Raw genomic sequence first — 19,565 nt, 5'->3', positions numbered from 1 at the left:
TATCGATGAATTATTCTTTCTATAAAATCAATATTCTCAGTGACATACTTTTTTATTCTTGAAGATGATTGAGTTTATAACCACAAATGATTATGATAATTATTCTCAAATAATGGCGTGGGAATATATCTTCGACTAGCATTAATGAATTAAAAAATCAGCTCTATGCTAATAACGGAAGACCTTAATTAGAAAGGTTAATTGCCTCACGGATAAAGCATGTCAATTATTCTGGTTTAATTAACCCCTCTTTGTGTGGTTTACGTTATTTAAATACTTGATAGAAAATTACGACACATTAATTATCCGGTTATTTATATCGCTCGGAGCGGATAGCTATTATCCAAATGACGGGTAAATCGTTAAGACTAAAATAATTAATGTATGTATTTCTTTTGTATTAATAAGGATGAGTTTTCATAAATGGATAATATGGCTAGAGATAAGAAAGAAACCATAATCTCAAAGAATAAGATTGCATTGGGCCTCATTTTAGCCCTCACCACTCAGGGCTATACTGAAGATGCTAGCGCGGAAACAGCAGTATCATCATCGAATAAAAATGACATGGTGCTAGATAAGCTCAAAGTCGAAGAGACGAGTCATGCTCAGGAAGGCGACTGGGTTTACGATGAAATACACTCAGTGAGCGAGATATCCAGAGAACAAATGGATAACCGGCCAGCACGTCATGTGGCGGATATATTAGAGCAAACATCGGGTGTCTATTCCAGTGTAAGTCAGCAAGATCCGGCATTATCCATCAATATCCGTGGCATGCAGGACTATGGCCGCGTCAATATGAATATTGATGGCATGCGTCAGAATTTTATGAAAAGTGGTCATGGGCAGCGCCATGGGGTGATGTATATCGATCCCGAAATACTGAGTAGTGTTGTCATTGAAAAGGGCCCTAGCAGTGGTATAGGAGGGGCCGGTGTTATTGGCGGTATTGCCACTTTCAGGACTTTTAATGCCAGTGATTTTCTCGAACCAGGAAAAGAGATTGGCGGTAAAGTCCGTGCAATAACCGGCGATAATGGCACTCAATTTATCGGTAGTGCGGTACTCGCAATCGGGAATGAATATGGCGATATAATATTGGCTGCCAGTGAACGGAATTTGAAAGAATATTGGCCAGGAAATAAAGGTCATATTGGTGACATTCGTTTTGGCAGAGGTTCCAAAACGCTGGGTGAAGAAATGAAGAAAATCAAAGTTGATTTTTCTAATTATAAAATGGACTCACAGTTGGCCAAAGTGGGGTGGAATATCTCTACCGATCAGCGTTTGGTATTAAGCTATTTGCAGACACAAATTAATAGCCCCAATGCTGGCATGTTCACACATGTTTATGATCGGCCAAACTCGAAGCGTAAGATAAATTACGGTTGGTTAAGCAGCAGCGTCAGTGATGTGAAGAATAGTAATGTCGGGCTGGATTATAGCTTAAAGCCAGAGCATATCGCGTGGTTGGATATGACGGCAAAAATCTATTATGTTGATACCGACGATAAAACCGATACCCATAATGCCAGCCCCGTTTTCCGCGATAAATTCTGGACCCAAACCCGTTTAACGACTCAGGGGTTACAACTGCAAAACACCAGCTTATTCGCCCCTGTAGATCAGCATCAATTTCGACTGAATTATGGCCTAGAGTGGTTCAGTGACCGTTCGCGAGGTAATTCAACTCATGAGTCCATGTTAGGGGTCACTCCACCAGGAAAACGCACTATTACCAGTACTTTTGCGCAGGTTAATTACGACTATAGCGATTGGCTAAGGTTAGAAGGCGGCTTACGTTATGATCACTACCGCTTGCAAGGGAATACTTGGATGTGGACTTCTGATTTTCGCCATCCTTATACCCGTGAAAATCCCTGTAACCGAAAAGTGCATGAACAGTCTTACAGAGCAGCTACGCGATGCTCTTCTAATGTAGATACGAAAATGAATTGGAATGTTGATCGGCGGGAGCAACAATTTTCACCCACTATGGCCATGGGTATCAAGCCCGGGGTTCAGTGGTTGGAATTCTTTGGTAATTACGGCAAATCCTGGCGACCACCGGCGATTACCGAAGTACTCGCCACCGGCAGTGCGCATGGGCACGGTTGGTCTTTACCGAACCCTGTATTGGCGACTGAAAAATCTAAGGCGTGGGAAGCCGGTATTAATCTTCAGAAACAAGGCTTGTTTATCAATGAAGATCGCTTCGTCGCAAAACTGGCGTACTTTGATACCCGCGTCAGTGATTATATTAACCTTGAATTATCCAAACAAAAACCTAAGTTTGGTCATGCTTCCTTTGCGAATGCAACTTATATTAATAACTTATTGGAGACCCAGTTTCGAGGGCTGGAGTATCAATTAAGTTATGATGCTGGCTTTATTTATACAAATTTAAATTATACCAGAATGATTGGTGTAAATAGTATTTGTTCAAAATATGCATGGTTAGGCGGGGTGAATACTGTATTAAGAAATAAGCAAAAGCATCGTTATGCTGTTGAAGGCCATCCAGTGAATGATTTAGTCGTATGTAAGAAAACGAATAATATATTTGGTTCCTCTGCTTATTTACCCGGTGATCGTGGTAGCCTAACGTTAGGTGGAAGAATATTTGATCAAAAGCTAGATTTCGGTACCATTATCCGTTATAACAAAGGGCATCAGGATTATACGGCACTGTCTAAGGACGGTAATGTCTTTGTTGCTTATGTGGCGGATTGGCCGAAATATACCTTATTTGATCTTTATGCCAGTTATAAGGTAACGAATAATCTTACTTTGCGCAGTTCAATAGAAAATATCACTAATCGAGCTTATATCGTGAGCTATGGGGATTCTCTTTCCTTCTCCCCAAATCGAGGTCGAACTATACAGGGCGGTTTTGAATATAAGTTCTAACATACATATTTTAAATAGATAACACACAGCATCCAATAATTTATAAAACAGATAACTTATTTAAATATAATGATTTTAGTATTCAGGTGAGTAATAAATTCGCCTGTGAGTCAGGGTGGCTCAATGATAAGTCACTCATTCGTTATTAATTAATATAAGGAAATTATTATGACCATAACCATTAAATACGATAGTGAATTCGCTGATTATTCCATCTCGACTTATACGCACGAGTGGGCAGAAAAACATGGTGATATCACGGAGGCAGCCAGAGGTAGCCGCAAATACGGTGAGTTTGAAGGAGGGACCGGCTTTTCAGGTACCAAATACTCTTTACCAAGTTCGCATGTGGCAGATACAGCCATGATTGTTGAAGGGGATGTAACCTATTCCTTTATGCCGCAACATACGTTCTACGGCAAAATGGACAGTTTAGAACTGGGGGAGGGACTTACCTCTAATCCTAATGGTAAATACCTGAGTGAAGTACAGCTAAAATTGAGTGGGTTAGATATTTCTGGCGAATACGACGATAACAAATCGAAGGAGGAAAATCAGCAAGGAGAAATGCATAAATCGGTATATGGCTTAATGCGAGGCAACGCCGAACCGATGCTGGAAATCCTTAAAGCTAAGGGCATTGATGTAGATGCAAAACTCAAAGATATAGATATTGCTAGCCAATTCGATGTGATGAGTGATGCCCCAGAAATTGCCACTGTCGGAATTGCAGATGATAGTGATGCACTGTTGATTGCTGCATAAATCTATTTCAGCCCGAGATAGACGGTCAGGAAATTGTTATCTGATGAATTAAATTACAGTACTCCACCACCGTATTCTGGTGAACTGGTTTATTGGCGACGGTGGTGGTTTACCTCATGTCATTAAAATTAATATGAATCAATTTAACTGAATTCTAAAATAACAATCTCACCAACCAATAATAGTTCAATGGCTAATGTTATGTTTTTTATTTAAAATGGGTATTATTGTGATGATAAAAGCGAAGTTAAATTCACTGTTGAATGAAACGATATTGCAGTTCATCGTCAAACAGTTAAAGATGGGTGAAGAATAGTATATTAGTGAAGGCAATACACTATCATCACCATCTTGATAATTCTGATTTATCGATATTGGTGGCGTTTTAATTTATCGTTAATTTGACGAGCCAATAGCACGATTTTAAATCTGACAGTTATATTACTTTTAGTATGGAAATGGATGCCATGGACTTCAGCAAAACGCCCAATCATTCTTCGGCCTCCCCAACTATTTTCTCGATATTAACCGATCATAAAAAAAACCTTTGGGGGATCGGATTATTTACCGCCGTCATTAATTTACTGATGTTAGCGCCAGCAATTTATATGCTGCAAGTTTATGACCGCGTTCTTGCCTCAACCAATACTATGACGTTATTAATGCTGACCATCCTTGTGCTTGGCGTATTTGCTTTTATTGGCTTATTAGAATGGGTTCGCAGTGCTGTTGTGATCCGGCTCGGAACGCGAATTGATATGCAGCTAAATCAACAGGTGTTTAACGCGGCTTTTGCTTCTCAACTCGTGGGCGATAAAGCACCCGCTGCACAAGCATTAAATGACCTCACCACTTTGCGTCAATTCGCGACCGGCCACGCACTGTTTGCTTTTTTTGATGCGCCTTGGTTTCCGCTGTATTTAATGGTGATTTTCTTACTTCACCCTTGGCTTGGTGTGTTAGCTACTGCAGGTGCGGGAATATTGATTTTTCTCGCTTGGCTCAATCATTCCATCGGCAAAAAAACCCTTAAAGCCGCGTCAGTCATCACTTCCCAAGCCACTCAACAGGCAAATGCGAATTTACGTAATGCTGATGCCATTGAGGCTATGGGCATGTTAACGGCCTTACGTCAGCGTTGGCTCGCATCACATTCCCATTTTCTTTATCAACAAAATCTTGCCAGTGATAAGAGTAGTCAAGTGACCGCCATATCGAAGGCCAGCCGACAGGCGTTGCAATCAATGATGCTGGGATTAGGTGCATTGCTGGTTATTGATGGTGCCATTACGGCGGGCGTGATGATCGCAGGATCCATTTTAATTGGGCGCGTATTAAGCCCCATTGATCAAGTTATCGCTGTCTGGAAACAGTGGAATCATGCGCGATTATCTTATCTGCGTCTGGCCAACTTGCTCGCCCAACATCCACCTGTTCACGCCGGTATACAGCTATCTCCTCCAACAGGGAAGCTAAGCGTGACACAACTGACTGTCTGCAAACCAGGCACACATCACCCTGTGTTGCAGGCCATCAGTTTTGAGTTGCAACCTGGTGATGTTCTTGGCGTATTAGGACCATCGGGTAGCGGGAAGAGTACGTTGGCAAAATTGTTGGTGGCCTGTAAACCGGCCTTTAGTGGCTCCGTCCGCTTAGACAGTGCCAATTTGTCTCAATGGGATAAAACTCGATTGGGGGAATTTATTGGCTACCTGCCGCAAGATATCCAGTTATTTTGTGGCTCCATTGCTGAAAATATTGCACGTTTTGGTCAGATTGATACCGCAAAAGTGATCGCGGCTGCGCAGCTCGCCGATGTACATGAGTTAATCCTCCACCTACCACAAGGCTATGACACCTTGCTCGGGGATGAGGGTGAGGGGCTGTCTGGCGGTCAGCGCCAGCGCATCGCTTTGGCGCGAGCTATGTACGGCATACCACGGCTGATTGTGTTAGATGAACCCAATGCCAGCTTGGATAAGGAGGGCGAAAAAGCCTTACTTGATAGCATTGTTCAACTGAAACAACAGGGTTGCACCATCGTGATGATTACCCATAAGCCCGCGCTTTTATCCGGCAGCGATTATCTGTTGTTACTCAATAATGGCCAGATGGAATTATTTGGTCGCACTCAGTCGGTTTTGCACGGCGGTAAAGGGGAGGACACGCCTACGACCAAACCGAATGTAAAAGCATTCAATAATAAAAATAATTGGAGTAACACTGCGTCATATGGCGTGGCATCAGCGCGCACAGCTTCAGAAAAGCCATGATGTTACATAGAGATTCCACGGAGGGGAGAAAACAGATGTCATCTGAAAAGAGTCACCACCAACAAAGCCCGCCACCGCTACAAACCAATAGCGAGCGCTATCTGAATCTAGGGGGCTTATTGGTTTTGGGCGGTTTCTGCAGTTTTTTGTTTTGGGCTGGGTTAGCGCCATTAGATAAAGGGATTGCTGTCGCGGGGCAAATTGTCGTTGCTGAAAACCGTAAAGTGATTCAGCCCATGCAAGGTGGGCGTATTCAGCAAATACATGTTGCCGAAGGGGACGAGATCGTCGAGGGGCAATTACTCATCACCCTAGATGATACGGTGATACGAAGCCATCGGGATAATCTACAGCAACAGTACCTCAATGCATTGGCTCAAGAAGCTCGTTTAGTCGCCGAGCAACATGATTTACCGGAGCTCCATTTTGCTGAGGAATTGTTTCAGGATTCGGCGCACTCATTGGTTGAAGGCATTATCGTCTTACAGCAACAGCTTTTTCAGCACCGCCGCCAAGCCCAATTGAGCGAAATTGCGCGGTTATCTGCGCAAATAGCCCGCCATCAGAGCCGACTAATTGGCCTACAAATCCTACGTGATAATAACCAGCATCAACTTGAATTATTCCAACAACAGTTACATGGCGTGCAGTCGTTGGCAAAACAGGGTCATGTTGCCAAGAACCAATTATTAGAAATGGAGCGTCAGGCCATTTCTTTGCGCACCAATGTCGCGCAAAACGAGAGTGATATCGGGGAGTTGTATAAGCTTATCGATGAAACGGAGCAGCATATTTCACAGCGTCACGAACAGTATCAAAGCGAGAATCGCGAGCAACTCGCCAAAGCACAGCAAAATAAACAAGAGTTGGCGCAGCGTTTGAGTATTGCGGAATATGAATTGGATAATACCCGAATCATCGCACCTGTCAGCGGTTCAGTTATCGCGCTTGCGCAACATACTATCGGTGGTGTCGTGAGCACTGGGCAAACATTGATGGAATTGGTTCCCAGCGGGCAACCTTTGTTGGTTGAAGCCCAGCTCCCAGTAGCACTCATTGATAAAGCCGTGATTGGATTGCCGGTTGACCTTAATTTCTCAGCGTTTAATCAAAGTACCACCCCACGGCTTTATGGCGCTGTCTCGCACATTGGGGCTGATCGAATGCAACATGCACAAACGCTAGAGCCTTACTACCCGCTTACTATCCTCATCGATACCAACCAAACTGCGCTGAAAATCCGGCCCGGTATGTCAGTTGATGTTTTCATCCGCACAGGAGAGAGGTCATTGCTTAACTATTTATTTAAGCCGCTAACCGATCGTCTGCATGTTGCGTTTGCCGAAGAATAGCCTCTGATGTGAGTTACATTCCGATAACTCGTTAAAAATAAAGAAATATAATGATTAACCACATGAAAATAAGACAGAATAACAACCGCATGACTCTTTGGTTGAGCAGTGCCATATTGGCGAGTTGTGTTCATGCCTATCTGCTTTGGTGGCTGAGTTTGGTCGCCATCCCCACCACAGTCCTAAACTCGTATCCTATGGCCGTGATGGTCCGTTTGGCGGCTGAACCTGCATTTACCCCCAATGTAGAGCCACATCCAGTTGTGGGAATAACCCAAAATGCTAGCGAGGCCGCCGTTGATCCCACTGAGGAACCACCAGAACAAGCCAGTGAGTTACTGGCGGCTCCTGAAAGCCCTAATGCCATCTTGAATGTTGAAAAAGAGCGGGAGATCGTTAAAAAGCAGCAGATCAAAATAAAACGACCACAGCAAGAAGTGACGAAGCCACGTAAGCCCGTGACCGAAGAAACCTTGGTTCACCCGAGTAAGCCATCGTTACCCGCCGCAACGAGCAGTAGCTCGTTATCAGGCCAAAATCAGGAAACTGCCGCCGCGATGAATAGCGATTCTTTGCATATGCAGCAGATTAAAATGAATTGGAGAAGCCGCTTACAGGGGCATCTGATAGGGTTTAAGCGCTATCCACCCATTGCCAAAAAACAGCGGCAACAAGGTATCGCCACTATCCGTTTTATCGTTAATAAAGACGGAAATGTCCTCTCAGCTCAACTGGTTAAAAGCAGTGGGGTAGCGATTTTAGATCGTGAAGCGTTAGCACTGATTAAGCGTGCTCAACCGTTACCCAAGCCCCCTAACGAATTGTTATCACATGGGCAAATAACATTAGCATTACCCATTGGTTTTGATCTGAAAAACAAAAACTAATGATCTTGGTCTCGGGGGATCGGTGAGATTAACAATACAAACCTGTCGAGGGAGAAATATCAGCCCGACAGGTTTTATTCAAACGGCTAACCGTGCGCAAAGATAGCGATTTAGACTCACCCCTTCTTCAGATGCATTAATCGCCAAACGCCGATGTTGCTCTGGGGGCAAACGGAGGACCAGTTTTCCGCTATAACGTTTTTCAGCTAATGGCTCTGGTGGCGTGACGCCATTTTCTTGCATATCTTTCAAGATATCGGCGACCAAAGTTGTAATCCCTGATAGGGCCTCTACGCGATCTCCAGCTAACCATGACAAGCTGGGGAACTCGGCGCACAAACCCACAAATTCAGCGTCTTCAGTCGACCAAGTAATCCGGTATGTATAATGTTCTATATTAATCATGTTCCATTTCCCCGAGTTTAGCCAAGGCAGCAATTACTTGTTTTACTTAGTAAAATTTAGCCATTCCACTGCTGTCCTTTTGAATATTAATCCGTGGGTCACCTTGCCAAGGGGTACCGTAAACATGATGGCTGCTGGAGTAATGTCTCGGAAAGCCAAAATAGAAATTACATATTTTGACAAGTTCGCGAAATTTAACGCCAGCGGGATTTGCTTTTATCTGCGCAACCCGACTGTCCATGTCTTTCATGATACCTCCATTTTAGTATCGTTATTGATATCAAATCAATGCTCTTATTCGATATTCCTCCTTAGAAGGAAGAACTGGGCAAATGGTGAGTATTAGCGGCTGGTTTGCCAAGTAAGACGATGAGCTTTATGGAAGCAGTACGCAAAATTAGGGCATAAAAAAACCGGGTACAAAAACCCGGTTTGATAAAACTGTTATCGTTAGCCAGAAATATTATTCGCCAGGACAACGCAGGCAACGCTCGGCTTCATCGGCACCCAGCCTCAACTTGGATTGCAAATCTCGTAGTGCGGTACGCAAACCTTCCTCAATCACGGGATGGTAAAAAGGCATATCCAGCATTTGGTCGATAGTCATTTGCTGTTGATGTGCCCAAGCCAACAGATGGGCTATGTGCTCGGCACTTGGCCCCATCATTTCAGCACCTAAGAAACGGCCGGTCCCTTGCTCACCATAAACGCGCAAAATACCTTTGTTCTTCAGCATGACCCGTGAGCGGCCCTGATTTTCGAAAGAGACCTCACCGATTTCAAAACAACCGCATGCACTGAATTTCTGCGTCAATTCGCGGAAGGTAGAGCCTACCATAGCAATTTGCGGGTCAGAGAAAACCACTGAAATTGGACTACGGCGTAAACCTGGTACGACTTCGGGGAAACCACCGGCATTCACGCCAGCGATACGAGCTTGGTCACTTGCTTCATGCAGAAGCGGTAATTGGTTACTGGCATCACCGGCGATAAAAATATGTGGCACGCTGGTTTGCATCGTCAGTTTGTCAGCCGGCGGCACACCACGTTCATCAAGAACCAATGAGGTGTTTTCCAGCCCCAGCTTATCGACATTCGGGCGGCGACCCGTGGCAGCCAAAACATAATCCACCATAATCTCTTGTGGCTTATCGTTTTTATCGAGATAACGAATAAAGACTTTATCCCCTTCACGCTGCATGACTTCGACCGTCACATCCGGATCAAGGTAGAATTCTTCACCCAGTGTTTTTGCGGCGTAATTGCGCACAATACTATCAGTGAGCGGGCCGACGCCACCGCCGACGCCGAATACTTTCACCTGAACGCCCAACCGATGCAGTGCTTGACCCAGTTCCAGCCCGATGACGCCAGGGCCGAAAACGGCGACCGATTCAGGTAAATCGTCCCAGTCAAAAACGTCATCATTCACAATCAATCGATCATCCAACGCATTCCAAGCCGCAGGCCAAGTGGGTCTGGAACCTGTTGCGATGACAATTCTCTGCGCAACAATACGTGTATGATCATCTACTTGAAGGGTATTGTCATCAATAAAGCGAGCATAACCCTGAATTTTATCAGCAGCCGGAATGTTATCGACGCCTTCCAATACGAAGCCAACAAAACGGTCACGTTCGCGCTTCACACGGTCCATGACTTCACGGCCATTAATCAGGGTGTTACCTTGCGGATGAATACCGAATCCGGAGGCGGTTTCAATGTGATGCACGGCGTCGGCCGCCGCAATCAACAGTTTGGATGGCATGCAACCGACGCGTGCGCAGGTCGTGCCGTACTCGCCACCTTCAATCATCACCACACTTGGGGTCGATAGTTTGGCAGCGCGATAAGCGCCGAGCCCAGCAGTGCCACCGCCGATAACGGCAACATCAACGTTTAAGGTTTTCATGTCTACTCCTCACTGGAAAACAGAAAAAAACGGTAGGCCGAAGCCTACCAAGATACTTCATTTCATCTTTATTTTTGTTGATGTTATTAGGCTGAGAAATAATTCTCTAAATCATCACTTCCGCCAATGTGGCGTCCGCCGATATACACTTGTGGAACAGTCCCACGACCCGTCACTGCTCGCAGACTGACGGTTGTGGCGTCTTTACCCAGCACGATCTCTTCGTATTGGATCCCGCGCTCTTGCAGCATTTGCTTTGCTTTGGCACAGAATGGGCAGCCCGGTTTGGTGAATACTGAAACAGATTCTTGTACCTTAAAGTCAGGTGCCAGATATTTCAGCATGGTGTCAGCATCAGAGACTTCAAACGGGTCACCTGGCTTATTCGGCTCAACGAACATTTTCTCAACCACACCGTTACGTACCAGCATGGAGTAACGCCAAGAACGTGGTCCGAAACCAAGGTCTGCCTTCTCAACAAGCATGTTCATGCTCTTGGTGAACTCACCATTGCCGTCTGGAATAAAGGTAATATTTTCAGCGTGTTGATCAGCCTTCCATGCATTCATCACAAAGGTGTCGTTGACGGAAACACACAAAATATTATCAACGCCATGTTGCTTAAACACACCGGCAAGCTCGTTATAGCGTGGCAAATGGCTGGAAGAACAGGTCGGGGTAAAAGCACCGGGCAGTGAAAATACGATAACGGTTTTATTGCTAAATAAATCGTCGGTAGTGACATCAATCCACTTGTCGCCCTGACGGGTATGGAAAGTCACCAGTGGGATTTTTTGACCTTCTTGGCTAGCGAACATTGCAACTCCTTGATTAAAAAATTAAATGCTTAAATTTTTATGGGTGTTTCTTCGTTGGGAAACATTATTGATTTTATCGCTTGATAGTTCTAATCACTGGTTGCTATCTTATCTATCGTCAATGGCTATCATAAAGTGGAGCAGCGATGAACATTCGTGATCTAGAATACTTGGTGGCGCTGGCTGAATTCAGGCATTTCCGGCGTGCTGCCGATTCTTGTCATGTCAGTCAACCCACCTTAAGCGGCCAAATTCGTAAATTGGAAGATGAGTTAGGTGTCATGCTGTTGGAACGCACCAGCCGTAAAGTCTTATTTACTCAAGCTGGGTTATTGCTGGTGGAGCAGGCAAGAACGGTCCTGCGTGAAGTGAAAGTATTGAAAGAAATGGCCAGTTTGCAGGGTGAGAGCATGTCTGGACCCTTGCACATCGGGCTGATCCCAACGGTTGGACCTTATCTGCTGCCGCAAATCATTCCAACGCTGCATCACACATTCCCAAAACTGGAAATGTATCTGCATGAAGCACAAACCCAGAACTTATTAGCTCAATTAGACAGTGGCAAACTGGACTGCGCCATCCTTGCGCTAGTCAAAGAAACAGAGGCGTTTATTGAAGTTCCACTCTTTGATGAACCGATGCAATTGGCGATATACGCCGATCACCCATGGGCAGATCGTGACAGAGTACAAATGCATGAATTGGCGGGTGAAAAGTTGCTGATGCTGGAAGATGGTCACTGTTTACGCGATCAAGCGATGGGCTTTTGTTTCCAAGCTGGGGCAGATGAAGATACGCATTTCCGTGCCACCAGTTTAGAAACTTTGCGCAACATGGTTGCAGCAGGTAGCGGTATCACACTCTTGCCTTCACTGGCTGTGCCAAATGAGAGGCAGCGTGACGGTGTATGCTATCTGGAATGTTATAAACCGGTTCCCAAGCGTACGATTGCCTTGGTATACCGCCCCGGCTCCCCATTGCGTGGCCGCTATGAGCAACTTGCCGAGGCGATACGTGAGCACATGCAAGCGCGCATGAACCCAACGTTAGAACAGGCGGTTTAAGCCATTAAGTGCCGCTACGCGGTAGGCTTCAGCCATTGTTGGATAGTTGAAGGTAGTATTAACGAAGTATTCAATCGTATTACCTTCGCCTTTTTGCTCCATGATAGCTTGCCCAATGTGGATAATTTCAGCCGCGCGCTCACCAAAGCAATGAATGCCCAGTATTTGCTTAGTTTCGCGATGGAACAGAATTTTTAAGCTGCCAGTATTCATCCCGACAATTTGAGCGCGGGCTAAGTGTTTAAACTGCGCGCGACCGACCTCGTAAGGCACTTTCATTGCCGTCAATTCTTGTTCGGTTTTACCCACGGAGCTAATTTCGGGAATGGTGTAAATACCCGTCGGGATATCTTCGATCAAGTGAACATTCGCTTCGCCTTTGATCATCGCTTGCGCCGCAATGCGCCCTTGGTCATAGGCCGCAGAGGCTAGGCTTGGGTAGCCAATCACATCACCGACGGCATACACATGAGGCAGCGCTGTCTGGTACATACTGTTGACCTTCAGCAAGCCACGGCTGTCTGCTTCCAAACCAATTTTTTCTAGCCCTAATCCGCTGGTATTACCGGTACGGCCATTGGCGTATAGCAAGCAATCTGCTTTAACTTTTTTGCCTGATTTCAAATGAACGATAACGCCATCAACCGTCCCTTCGATCTGCTCAAACTCTTCGTTGTGGCGAATAACCACGCCGTTATTCCAGAAGTGGTAAGACAAAGCATCTGACATTTCTTGATCAAGAAAAGCCAGTAGGCGGTCACGGGTATTAATCAAATCCACTTTGACGCTTAAACCGCGGAAGATCGACGCATATTCGCAGCCAATAACCCCAGCGCCGTAGATAATGACGTGTTGTGGTTCATGGCTGAGCTGCAAAATGGTATCACTGTCGTAAATACGTTCGTGGGTAAAATCCACGTTTGCTGGGCGATAGGGGCGTGAACCGGTCGCAATAACGATATTATCAGCGCGCAGCGTATCGTTGGTGCCGTCGGCATATCGGACATTGATAGTATTGGCATCTATAAAGCTGGCATCACCGGAGAACATCTGGCAATGATTGCGATCGTAAAAGCCTTGACGCATACGGGTTTGCTGGTTAATCACGCGGTCTGCATGATTTAAAATATCAGCGAAAGATGAACTGATGGTTCGAGCATTGTCACTGTAGAGTGGGTTTTGGTTGAATTCGATAATACGGCTGACGGCGTGGCGCAAAGCCTTGGAAGGGATAGTGCCCCAATGGGTACATCCGCCGCCCACATTATTGTACCGTTCAATCACGGCAACTCGGGCGCCTTGCTTGACCAACCCCATAGCGGCACCTTCACCGCCAGGACCCGAGCCAATAACGATGGCATCAAAATGGAAGTGCTGTTGCATGTAGGAGAGACCTATTATTATACAAAATTACAACGATACATTAACATCATCCGGAGTATAACCCAATCAGCAATAGGTAAATCACCGTGATGGATACTGTAAAGCGGCAATTCCGTATTGGGATGATGCTTTTGTATAACGGTTGTTACTATAAAGTTTGGTATATTGCTGACTATATGTCTTAGATTGAGAATTTGGATATCCCTTGGGCACGATTATGGGCGTCAGAGCACAACAAAAAGAGCGGACTCGTCGTTCCCTTATCGAAGCGGCGTTCAGTCAGCTCAGTGCAGAGCGGAGTTTTGCCAGCCTCAGTTTGCGAGAAGTTTCTCGTGAAGCTGGTATTGCGCCGACTTCTTTTTACCGGCATTTCCGTGATGTTGACGAGCTTGGCCTCACAATGGTCGATGAAAGCGGTTTGATGTTGCGCCAGCTCATGCGACAGGCACGTCAGCGGATTGCCAAGGGCGGCAGTGTTATCCGCACGTCAGTTTCTACGTTTATGGAATTTATCGGCAATAATCCTAACGCCTTCCGCTTATTGTTACGGGAGCGTTCAGGAACCTCTGCTGCTTTCCGCGCCGCGGTTGCACGTGAAATTCAGCATTTTATCGCCGAGTTGGCTGATTATCTGGAGCTGGAAAACCATATGCCGCGTAGCTTCACGGAAGCCCAAGCTGAGGCCATGGTCACAATTGTCTTCAGTGCGGGTGCAGAAGTGCTGGACGTGGATATTGAACAACGGCGACAGTTAGAAGAACGCTTGGTCTTACAACTGCGGATGATCTCCAAAGGTGCTTATTATTGGTATCGTCGCGAGCAGGAGAAACTCGCAGTACCCCGTACTTAATAAGAAAAGGAAAATGATGGAACACGCTAATTCTGAAAAGCACTCTTCATCTGAAGAACACTCTTATCCTGAAAAACAGCCTCGCCGCGAAATAGGCACTCTACTGCTGGCATTGACGACGGGGTTAGCAATAAATGGTTCATTCAATGCATTATTTAGTGCGTTTGTGCCTTTTTCAATTTTTCCGCTAATCACATTAATATTGGCGGTTTATTGCTTACATCAGCGTTATCTCCATTTTGCGATGCCGCAAGGATTACCACTGTTGGCTTCGGCCTGTTTCTTATTGGGGATTTTATTGTATAGCGCCATTGTACGGGTCGAGCATCCGGCGATTGGCTCTAATTTTCTTCCCTCTATTCTCAGTGTGGCCTTGGTGTTCTGGATCTTGTTCAAGCTAAAAGCACGGAAATCGGCACAGGCAGACTCAGAAATCGGGTCGGATAATACGGAAAACCATTCGCCGCAATAGTCTCGTGTGGCCCATGGGGCATAACGAGTCAATATGCCGTTGGACTCCCAACGGCACCTATTTATCAGTGCAGATCGCTCAGTGCCAGTTAGTCGCGCTTTTCTAGCAAGACCCCGCACTCCATATGATGGGTATAGGGGAATTGATCGAAGAGTGCTAAGCGGCTGATTTTATGAGTGTGCTGTAACTGTTCAAGGTTGGCGCACAGTGTCTCGGGGTTACAAGAGATATAAAGGATGCGCGGATAAGCCTGCACCAACTTGACGGTTTCATCATCCAGCCCACTACGCGGCGGATCGACAAAAATGGTTTCGCAGTTATAGCTGCTTAAATCAATGCCCTTCAGGCGATTAAACTCACGAACACCTTGCATTGCTTGAGTGAATTCTTCCGCTGACATGCGGATTATCTGCACGTTATCAATGTGATTCGCCGCGATATTATACTGAGCCGCTGCCACAGAGGGTTTGGCTATTTCAGTTGCCAGTACCCGATCAAAGTTACGCGCCAATGCCAACGAGAAGTTGCCATTACCGCAGTACAACTCCAGTAAATCCCCACTGGCATGCTGAGTGACATCAAGCGCCCATTCCAACATATGAATATTCACCGCGGCATTAGGCTGCGTGAAGCTATTTTCAACCTGACGATAGATCATCTCGCGACCAGCGACCGGTAACACTTCGTCGATATAGTCGTGGTCCAACATGATTTTGGTTTTCGATGCTCGCCCAATCAACTGCAGGTCAAAACCTTGTTCTCTGAGCTGATCACGTAACGCCAATGCCTTTTGTTGCCATTCTTCATCTAACTGACGGTGATACAGCAAAGAAGCGATCAGTTTCCCGCTTAAGGTAGATAAGTAATCAATCTGGAACAATTTACGACGCAAAACAGGTTCGGCTCTGATAGCGGCCATCAAGGCACTCATCAGACGATTGATGAGCAAGCTGGCCACTGGGAATTGCTCGACCCGAATGCGCTGCTTGGTCTGTTGGTCAAACATGATGTGGTACAGATCGTATTCATCGTGCCAAACGCGAAACTCGGCCCGCATACGGTAATGTTCAACAGGCGAACGGAATATCTCGGGAGCGGGTGCCTGAAACGGCAACATCATTGCCTGAAGACGGGCGGATTTCTCTGCCAATTGGTGGTCATAGCCGTCAGTCGGCAGGATGTTGTGAGTCATGTTTCTTCTCGTTTGAGCATAATAAAGAGTGTTATTCCTGCGGATTGTAGGGAAAGTGGCCCTGATGTCCAGTTTTGTTCTATTTATTCATCATGAGAATAATGGAAGTCTAGACATCCATTTTACTTAATCGTAACATTGCGGTCCGGCCTCATGCAGTACTTAAGCACCTAAGAGTTAAAAGGGAATCCGGTGTAAATCCGGAGCTGACGCGCAGCGGTAAGGGGAAGTCACGGCGATAGGTTTCAACCAGACACTGTCCGTAAGGACGGGAAGTCATCGCCCGCTCTGTTTTTAGAGATCCCAAGCCCGAAGACCTGCCGGTATTACGTCGCAATATTCGTGGTCGTCGCGTACTACCGGCCATGGCTCTGCGGCATCCGCCAATTGAGTTTGGATGCTTTATGACAATTAAAAAATATACGCTGTTCACAGCCCTTTCTGTGACGGCATTTTCTGGCTGGGCGCAGAACAACACCACGACGAGTAATAATGACGAAATGGTGGTGACTGCCAGCCGTTTCAAACAGCCTGTTTCCACCGTATTAGCACCCACTGATGTGGTGACCCGAGATGATATTGATCGCTGGCAGGCCAAAAGCCTCAATGAAGTGATGCGCCGTTTACCGGGGGTCGATATCGCTCAGACTGGCGGGATAGGGCAAGGCTCTTCCGTTTATATTCGTGGCACTGAGGCGCGGCATGTTTTGGTGCTGGTTGATGGTATTCCCTTGGCACGTACCGGTATCGTCAATACTGCTAGCTTTAATCAGATACCCATCTCCTTGGTACAGCGAGTTGAATATATTCGCGGGCCGCGCTCTGCCGTATATGGCTCAGGGGCGATTGGTGGCGTCATCAATGTGATCACGCAATCTGATAAAGAAGGTGCGCAGATAAATGCAGGTGTCGGTTCCAAAGGCTATCAGCAATATGATGGCAGCGTGCGCCACCGCTTTGGCGATACATTAGCGACGATTGCGGGTGGATATCAAACCACCAATGGCTTCAATATCAAACCAGACTCTAGCTATTCGGTAGACAGTGACCGAGACGGTTTCCGTAATAAAAATTTCTGGGCAGGATTGGATCATCAGTTCAACCAAGAGATCTCTGGGTTTGTCCGAGGTTATGGCTACACCAATAGCACCGATTACGACGTCGGCAGTACCCCTTATCTGCCTGAATACAGTGGTGATAAAGAGCGTTTGTATAACCACACCTATGATGCTGGCTTGCGTTATGCTTCGGGCGCTTACTCTTCTCAGTTCATTGCGAGTTACCAAAAATATAAAGATTACAACTACAGCAGCCAATTAGGCCGCTATGGGGTAGCCACTACGCTCGACGATATGGATCAGCGTAATCTGCAATGGGGCAACACTTATAGCTTTGAAAATGCGACGCTAAGCGCAGGGCTTGATTGGCAGCAGCAACGTTTGGCTTCATCCAACACTACTATTTCTGATACCTACAAGCGTGATAACACCGGCTTATACCTGACTGGGCAGCAGAAGTTTGATAGCGTCACACTTGAAGCCTCTGGTCGTGCAGACAAAGATGAGCAGTTTGGTTGGCATGAGACATGGCAAACAGCCGCTGGCTGGGAATTCGTTCCTGATTACCGTTTGACGTTGTCTTACGGTACCGGCTTCTTGGCACCATCATTGGGTCAACAGTACGGCGCGCAGCGCTTCAGCCCACGGATTGAGCCAAACAGTAACCTTAAACCGGAAGAGTCTCGCCAATGGGAAGCAGGTTTGGAAGGGGTAACGGGTCCACTTGATTGGCGCTTATCGGCTTATCACAACAAAATACAAAACCTGATCGATTACTACTCTGACCCACTGACCTACATTGGGCAATATTACAATGTTAACTCTGCAACCATAAAAGGTGTGGAATGGACCGGAAATCTTGATACCGGTATCTTCACTCATCAGGTCACATTGCAATATATTGATCCGCGCAACGATGTAAACAACGAAGTGTTAGCCCGTCGCTCTAAACATCAGGCCAAGTACCAGTTAGATTGGACCATGTTCAACTTAGACATGGACGTTTCTTATCAGTACTTCGGCAAACGCTATGACAATAACACCTCTGCGTACAGCACAACGCAGCGTGAATTGCCGAGTTATAGCACGGTAGACGTTTCTGCATCGTATCCCGTTACTTCTCATCTAACAGTTCGTGGTAGAATTGCTAACCTGTTTGATAAAGAATATGAAACGGCTTATGGCTATAGAACTGCTGGACGAGAGTATTACCTTACAGGAAGCTACAACTTCTAAGGCTAATACCGCTCTTCGCCCGACGGCACTGATATTTGACTCAGGTGTTGGCGGGCTCTCTGTCTATCAAGAGATTCGGCAGCTATTGCCGGATCTCCACTATATATATGCTTTCGACAACGTTGCTTTCCCTTATGGGGAGAAATCCGGTGAGTTCATCGTTGAACGCGTATTAGAGATTGTCACCGCAGTACAGCAGCGTCACCCTCTGGCGATTGTGGTCATTGCTTGTAACACTGCCAGCACCGTCTCCCTTCCTGCTTTACGCGAGCGCTTCGCATTCCCAGTCGTTGGCGTGGTTCCTGCTATCAAACCTGCCGTGCGGCTCACCCGTAATGGTATCGTCGGTTTATTGGCGACGCGTGGCACCGTTCATGCTTCTTACACCTTAGATCTCATTTCGCGTTTTGCGACAGACTGCAAAATCGAATTATTAGGGTCATCGGAGCTGGTGGAGCTGGCAGAAACCAAACTGCATGGTGGTGTAGTACCTGCGGAAGCATTAAAGAAAATCCTTCATCCATGGTTGGCGATGCGTGAACCGCCAGACACTATTGTATTGGGATGTACCCATTTCCCTTTATTAGCGGAAGAGTTAGCACAAGTGCTGCCAGAAGGTACTCGTATGGTTGATTCCGGTGCAGCAATCGCTCGGCGTACCGCCTGGTTGATCTCTTCTCAGGAAAATGTGGCTTCTTCGCAGGATGAAAACATTGCGTATTGCATGGCGTTGAATACGGATACTGACGCTTTATTGCCCGTTTTGCAGGGTTATGGCTTCCCAACGCTGCAAAAACTGCCAATTTGACGGCGTTTTGACTAAAGAAACAGCGGTTGAAAAGTTTTTTCAAATTAGGGGTTGCAGCCTGACAGGAACTCCCTATAATGCGCCTCCACTGACTGGGAACAACGAAATAGACTTCGCCGGGTTAGGAAGAGAAAAGAATGAGTTTGAGTTCGAAAGAAAGCAAATAAAGCCTTGACT

16 protein-coding genes and 1 riboswitch are annotated in these 19,565 nt (G+C 46.2%); of the genes, 10 read left to right on the top strand and 6 right to left on the bottom strand.

All coding sequences use genetic code 11. From position 1 onward, the window contains the following. Window positions 1-423 precede the first annotated feature (423 nt). The 5 genes from BN68_RS20210 (at window position 424) to BN68_RS20190 (ending at window position 8,190) form a co-directional block, all read left to right on the top strand. The gene (locus tag BN68_RS20210) at window positions 424-2,913 is read left to right on the top strand and encodes a TonB-dependent hemoglobin/transferrin/lactoferrin family receptor (protein WP_019213010.1); all 2,490 of its coding nucleotides are present in this window, start codon (window positions 424-426) and stop codon (window positions 2,911-2,913) included. A 168-nt stretch (window positions 2,914-3,081) separates the two neighbouring features. Continuing rightward, window positions 3,082-3,678 carry a heme acquisition protein HasA gene (locus BN68_RS20205; RefSeq protein WP_019213009.1) on the top strand — a complete coding sequence of 199 codons (597 nt, stop codon included), beginning with the start codon at window positions 3,082-3,084 and terminating at the stop codon, window positions 3,676-3,678. Between the two features lie 452 nt (window positions 3,679-4,130). Then, window positions 4,131-5,951 carry a type I secretion system permease/ATPase gene (locus tag BN68_RS20200; protein WP_186375627.1) on the top strand — a complete coding sequence of 607 codons (1,821 nt, stop codon included), beginning with the start codon at window positions 4,131-4,133 and terminating at the stop codon, window positions 5,949-5,951. A 35-nt stretch (window positions 5,952-5,986) separates the two neighbouring features. After that, window positions 5,987-7,303: an HlyD family type I secretion periplasmic adaptor subunit gene (locus BN68_RS20195; protein ID WP_019213006.1), complete on the top strand. Its 1,317-nt coding sequence runs from the start codon at window positions 5,987-5,989 to the stop codon at window positions 7,301-7,303. Window positions 7,304-7,365: 62 nt separating this feature from the next. Next, window positions 7,366-8,190 (top strand): TonB family protein, encoded by an 825-nt coding sequence (locus BN68_RS20190; RefSeq protein WP_042807046.1) that lies wholly within the window; start codon window positions 7,366-7,368, stop codon window positions 8,188-8,190. Window positions 8,191-8,268: 78 nt separating this feature from the next. Here the strand turns inward: BN68_RS20190 and BN68_RS20185 are convergent, their stop codons facing one another. From BN68_RS20185 to BN68_RS20170, 4 genes are all read right to left on the bottom strand, one after another. Continuing rightward, window positions 8,269-8,595 (bottom strand): type II toxin-antitoxin system HicB family antitoxin, encoded by a 327-nt coding sequence (locus tag BN68_RS20185; protein WP_019213004.1) that lies wholly within the window; start codon window positions 8,593-8,595, stop codon window positions 8,269-8,271. A 46-nt stretch (window positions 8,596-8,641) separates the two neighbouring features. Beyond that, window positions 8,642-8,845: a hypothetical protein gene (locus BN68_RS20180; protein ID WP_019213003.1), complete on the bottom strand. Its 204-nt coding sequence runs from the start codon at window positions 8,843-8,845 to the stop codon at window positions 8,642-8,644. A gap of 213 nt (window positions 8,846-9,058) precedes the next feature. Further along, entirely contained in the window at window positions 9,059-10,507 is a 1,449-nt protein-coding gene (locus BN68_RS20175; protein WP_019213002.1) for a dihydrolipoyl dehydrogenase, read from the bottom strand. An 86-nt stretch (window positions 10,508-10,593) separates the two neighbouring features. Then, window positions 10,594-11,325, bottom strand: a complete 732-nt coding sequence (locus BN68_RS20170; RefSeq protein WP_019213001.1) for a glutathione peroxidase — start codon at window positions 11,323-11,325, stop codon at window positions 10,594-10,596. Between the two features lie 146 nt (window positions 11,326-11,471). Between BN68_RS20170 and oxyR the strand changes: the two genes are divergently transcribed. After that, window positions 11,472-12,389: a DNA-binding transcriptional regulator OxyR gene (gene oxyR, locus BN68_RS20165; protein ID WP_019213000.1), complete on the top strand. Its 918-nt coding sequence runs from the start codon at window positions 11,472-11,474 to the stop codon at window positions 12,387-12,389. Here the strand turns inward: oxyR and sthA are convergent. Next, window positions 12,372-13,772: a Si-specific NAD(P)(+) transhydrogenase gene (gene sthA, locus BN68_RS20160; protein WP_019212999.1), complete on the bottom strand. Its 1,401-nt coding sequence runs from the start codon at window positions 13,770-13,772 to the stop codon at window positions 12,372-12,374. The genes oxyR and sthA overlap by 18 nt on opposite strands. A gap of 217 nt (window positions 13,773-13,989) precedes the next feature. Between sthA and fabR the strand changes: the two genes are divergently transcribed. Together fabR and BN68_RS20150 are read left to right on the top strand one after the other, a co-directional pair. After that, a complete protein-coding gene (gene fabR / locus BN68_RS20155) occupies window positions 13,990-14,622 on the top strand; it encodes an HTH-type transcriptional repressor FabR (protein WP_019212998.1) in 633 nt (210 codons plus the stop codon). Between the two features lie 13 nt (window positions 14,623-14,635). Then, on the top strand, window positions 14,636-15,094 hold the full coding sequence (locus BN68_RS20150; RefSeq protein WP_072085380.1) for a YijD family membrane protein: 459 nt from the start codon (window positions 14,636-14,638) through the stop codon (window positions 15,092-15,094). An 88-nt stretch (window positions 15,095-15,182) separates the two neighbouring features. On the opposite strand, the gene trmA is transcribed toward BN68_RS20150, so the two are convergent. After that, on the bottom strand, window positions 15,183-16,286 hold the full coding sequence (trmA, locus tag BN68_RS20145; protein WP_019212996.1) for a tRNA (uridine(54)-C5)-methyltransferase TrmA: 1,104 nt from the start codon (window positions 16,284-16,286) through the stop codon (window positions 15,183-15,185). 129 nt (window positions 16,287-16,415) lie between these two features. Next, window positions 16,416-16,625, top strand: a riboswitch (cobalamin riboswitch). Between the two features lie 65 nt (window positions 16,626-16,690). On the opposite strand from trmA, the gene btuB reads away from it, so the two are divergent. Together btuB and murI are read left to right on the top strand one after the other, a co-directional pair. Further along, window positions 16,691-18,580 (top strand): TonB-dependent vitamin B12 receptor BtuB, encoded by a 1,890-nt coding sequence (btuB, locus tag BN68_RS20140; RefSeq protein ID WP_019212995.1) that lies wholly within the window; start codon window positions 16,691-16,693, stop codon window positions 18,578-18,580. Further along, window positions 18,525-19,388, top strand: a complete 864-nt coding sequence (gene murI / locus BN68_RS20135; RefSeq protein WP_019212994.1) for a glutamate racemase — start codon at window positions 18,525-18,527, stop codon at window positions 19,386-19,388. Before btuB ends, murI begins: the two co-directional genes overlap by 56 nt. Window positions 19,389-19,565 lie beyond the last annotated feature (177 nt).

Origin of the sequence: Yersinia massiliensis CCUG 53443, from assembly GCF_000312485.1 — a bacterium.
Taxonomy (GTDB): domain Bacteria; phylum Pseudomonadota; class Gammaproteobacteria; order Enterobacterales; family Enterobacteriaceae; genus Yersinia; species Yersinia massiliensis.
This window is presented reverse-complemented; position numbering and strand designations above follow the sequence as displayed.

What these genes read in the sequence shown, in the direction of transcription:
- BN68_RS20210 (WP_019213010.1), top strand. Translation starts at nt 424, where the DNA reads ATGGATAATATGGCTAGAGATAAGAAAGAAACCATAATCTCAAAGAAT.
- BN68_RS20205 (WP_019213009.1), top strand. Translation starts at nt 3,082, where the DNA reads ATGACCATAACCATTAAATACGATAGTGAATTCGCTGATTATTCCATC.
- BN68_RS20200 (WP_186375627.1), top strand. Translation starts at nt 4,131, where the DNA reads ATGGAAATGGATGCCATGGACTTCAGCAAAACGCCCAATCATTCTTCG.
- BN68_RS20195 (WP_019213006.1), top strand. Translation starts at nt 5,987, where the DNA reads ATGTCATCTGAAAAGAGTCACCACCAACAAAGCCCGCCACCGCTACAA.
- BN68_RS20190 (WP_042807046.1), top strand. Translation starts at nt 7,366, where the DNA reads ATGAAAATAAGACAGAATAACAACCGCATGACTCTTTGGTTGAGCAGT.
- BN68_RS20185 (WP_019213004.1), bottom strand. Translation starts at nt 8,595, where the DNA reads ATGATTAATATAGAACATTATACATACCGGATTACTTGGTCGACTGAA.
- BN68_RS20180 (WP_019213003.1), bottom strand. Translation starts at nt 8,845, where the DNA reads ATGAAAGACATGGACAGTCGGGTTGCGCAGATAAAAGCAAATCCCGCT.
- BN68_RS20175 (WP_019213002.1), bottom strand. Translation starts at nt 10,507, where the DNA reads ATGAAAACCTTAAACGTTGATGTTGCCGTTATCGGCGGTGGCACTGCT.
- BN68_RS20170 (WP_019213001.1), bottom strand. Translation starts at nt 11,325, where the DNA reads ATGTTCGCTAGCCAAGAAGGTCAAAAAATCCCACTGGTGACTTTCCAT.
- oxyR (WP_019213000.1), top strand. Translation starts at nt 11,472, where the DNA reads ATGAACATTCGTGATCTAGAATACTTGGTGGCGCTGGCTGAATTCAGG.
- sthA (WP_019212999.1), bottom strand. Translation starts at nt 13,772, where the DNA reads ATGCAACAGCACTTCCATTTTGATGCCATCGTTATTGGCTCGGGTCCT.
- fabR (WP_019212998.1), top strand. Translation starts at nt 13,990, where the DNA reads ATGGGCGTCAGAGCACAACAAAAAGAGCGGACTCGTCGTTCCCTTATC.
- BN68_RS20150 (WP_072085380.1), top strand. Translation starts at nt 14,636, where the DNA reads ATGATGGAACACGCTAATTCTGAAAAGCACTCTTCATCTGAAGAACAC.
- trmA (WP_019212996.1), bottom strand. Translation starts at nt 16,286, where the DNA reads ATGACTCACAACATCCTGCCGACTGACGGCTATGACCACCAATTGGCA.
- btuB (WP_019212995.1), top strand. Translation starts at nt 16,691, where the DNA reads ATGACAATTAAAAAATATACGCTGTTCACAGCCCTTTCTGTGACGGCA.
- murI (WP_019212994.1), top strand. Translation starts at nt 18,525, where the DNA reads ATGGCTATAGAACTGCTGGACGAGAGTATTACCTTACAGGAAGCTACA.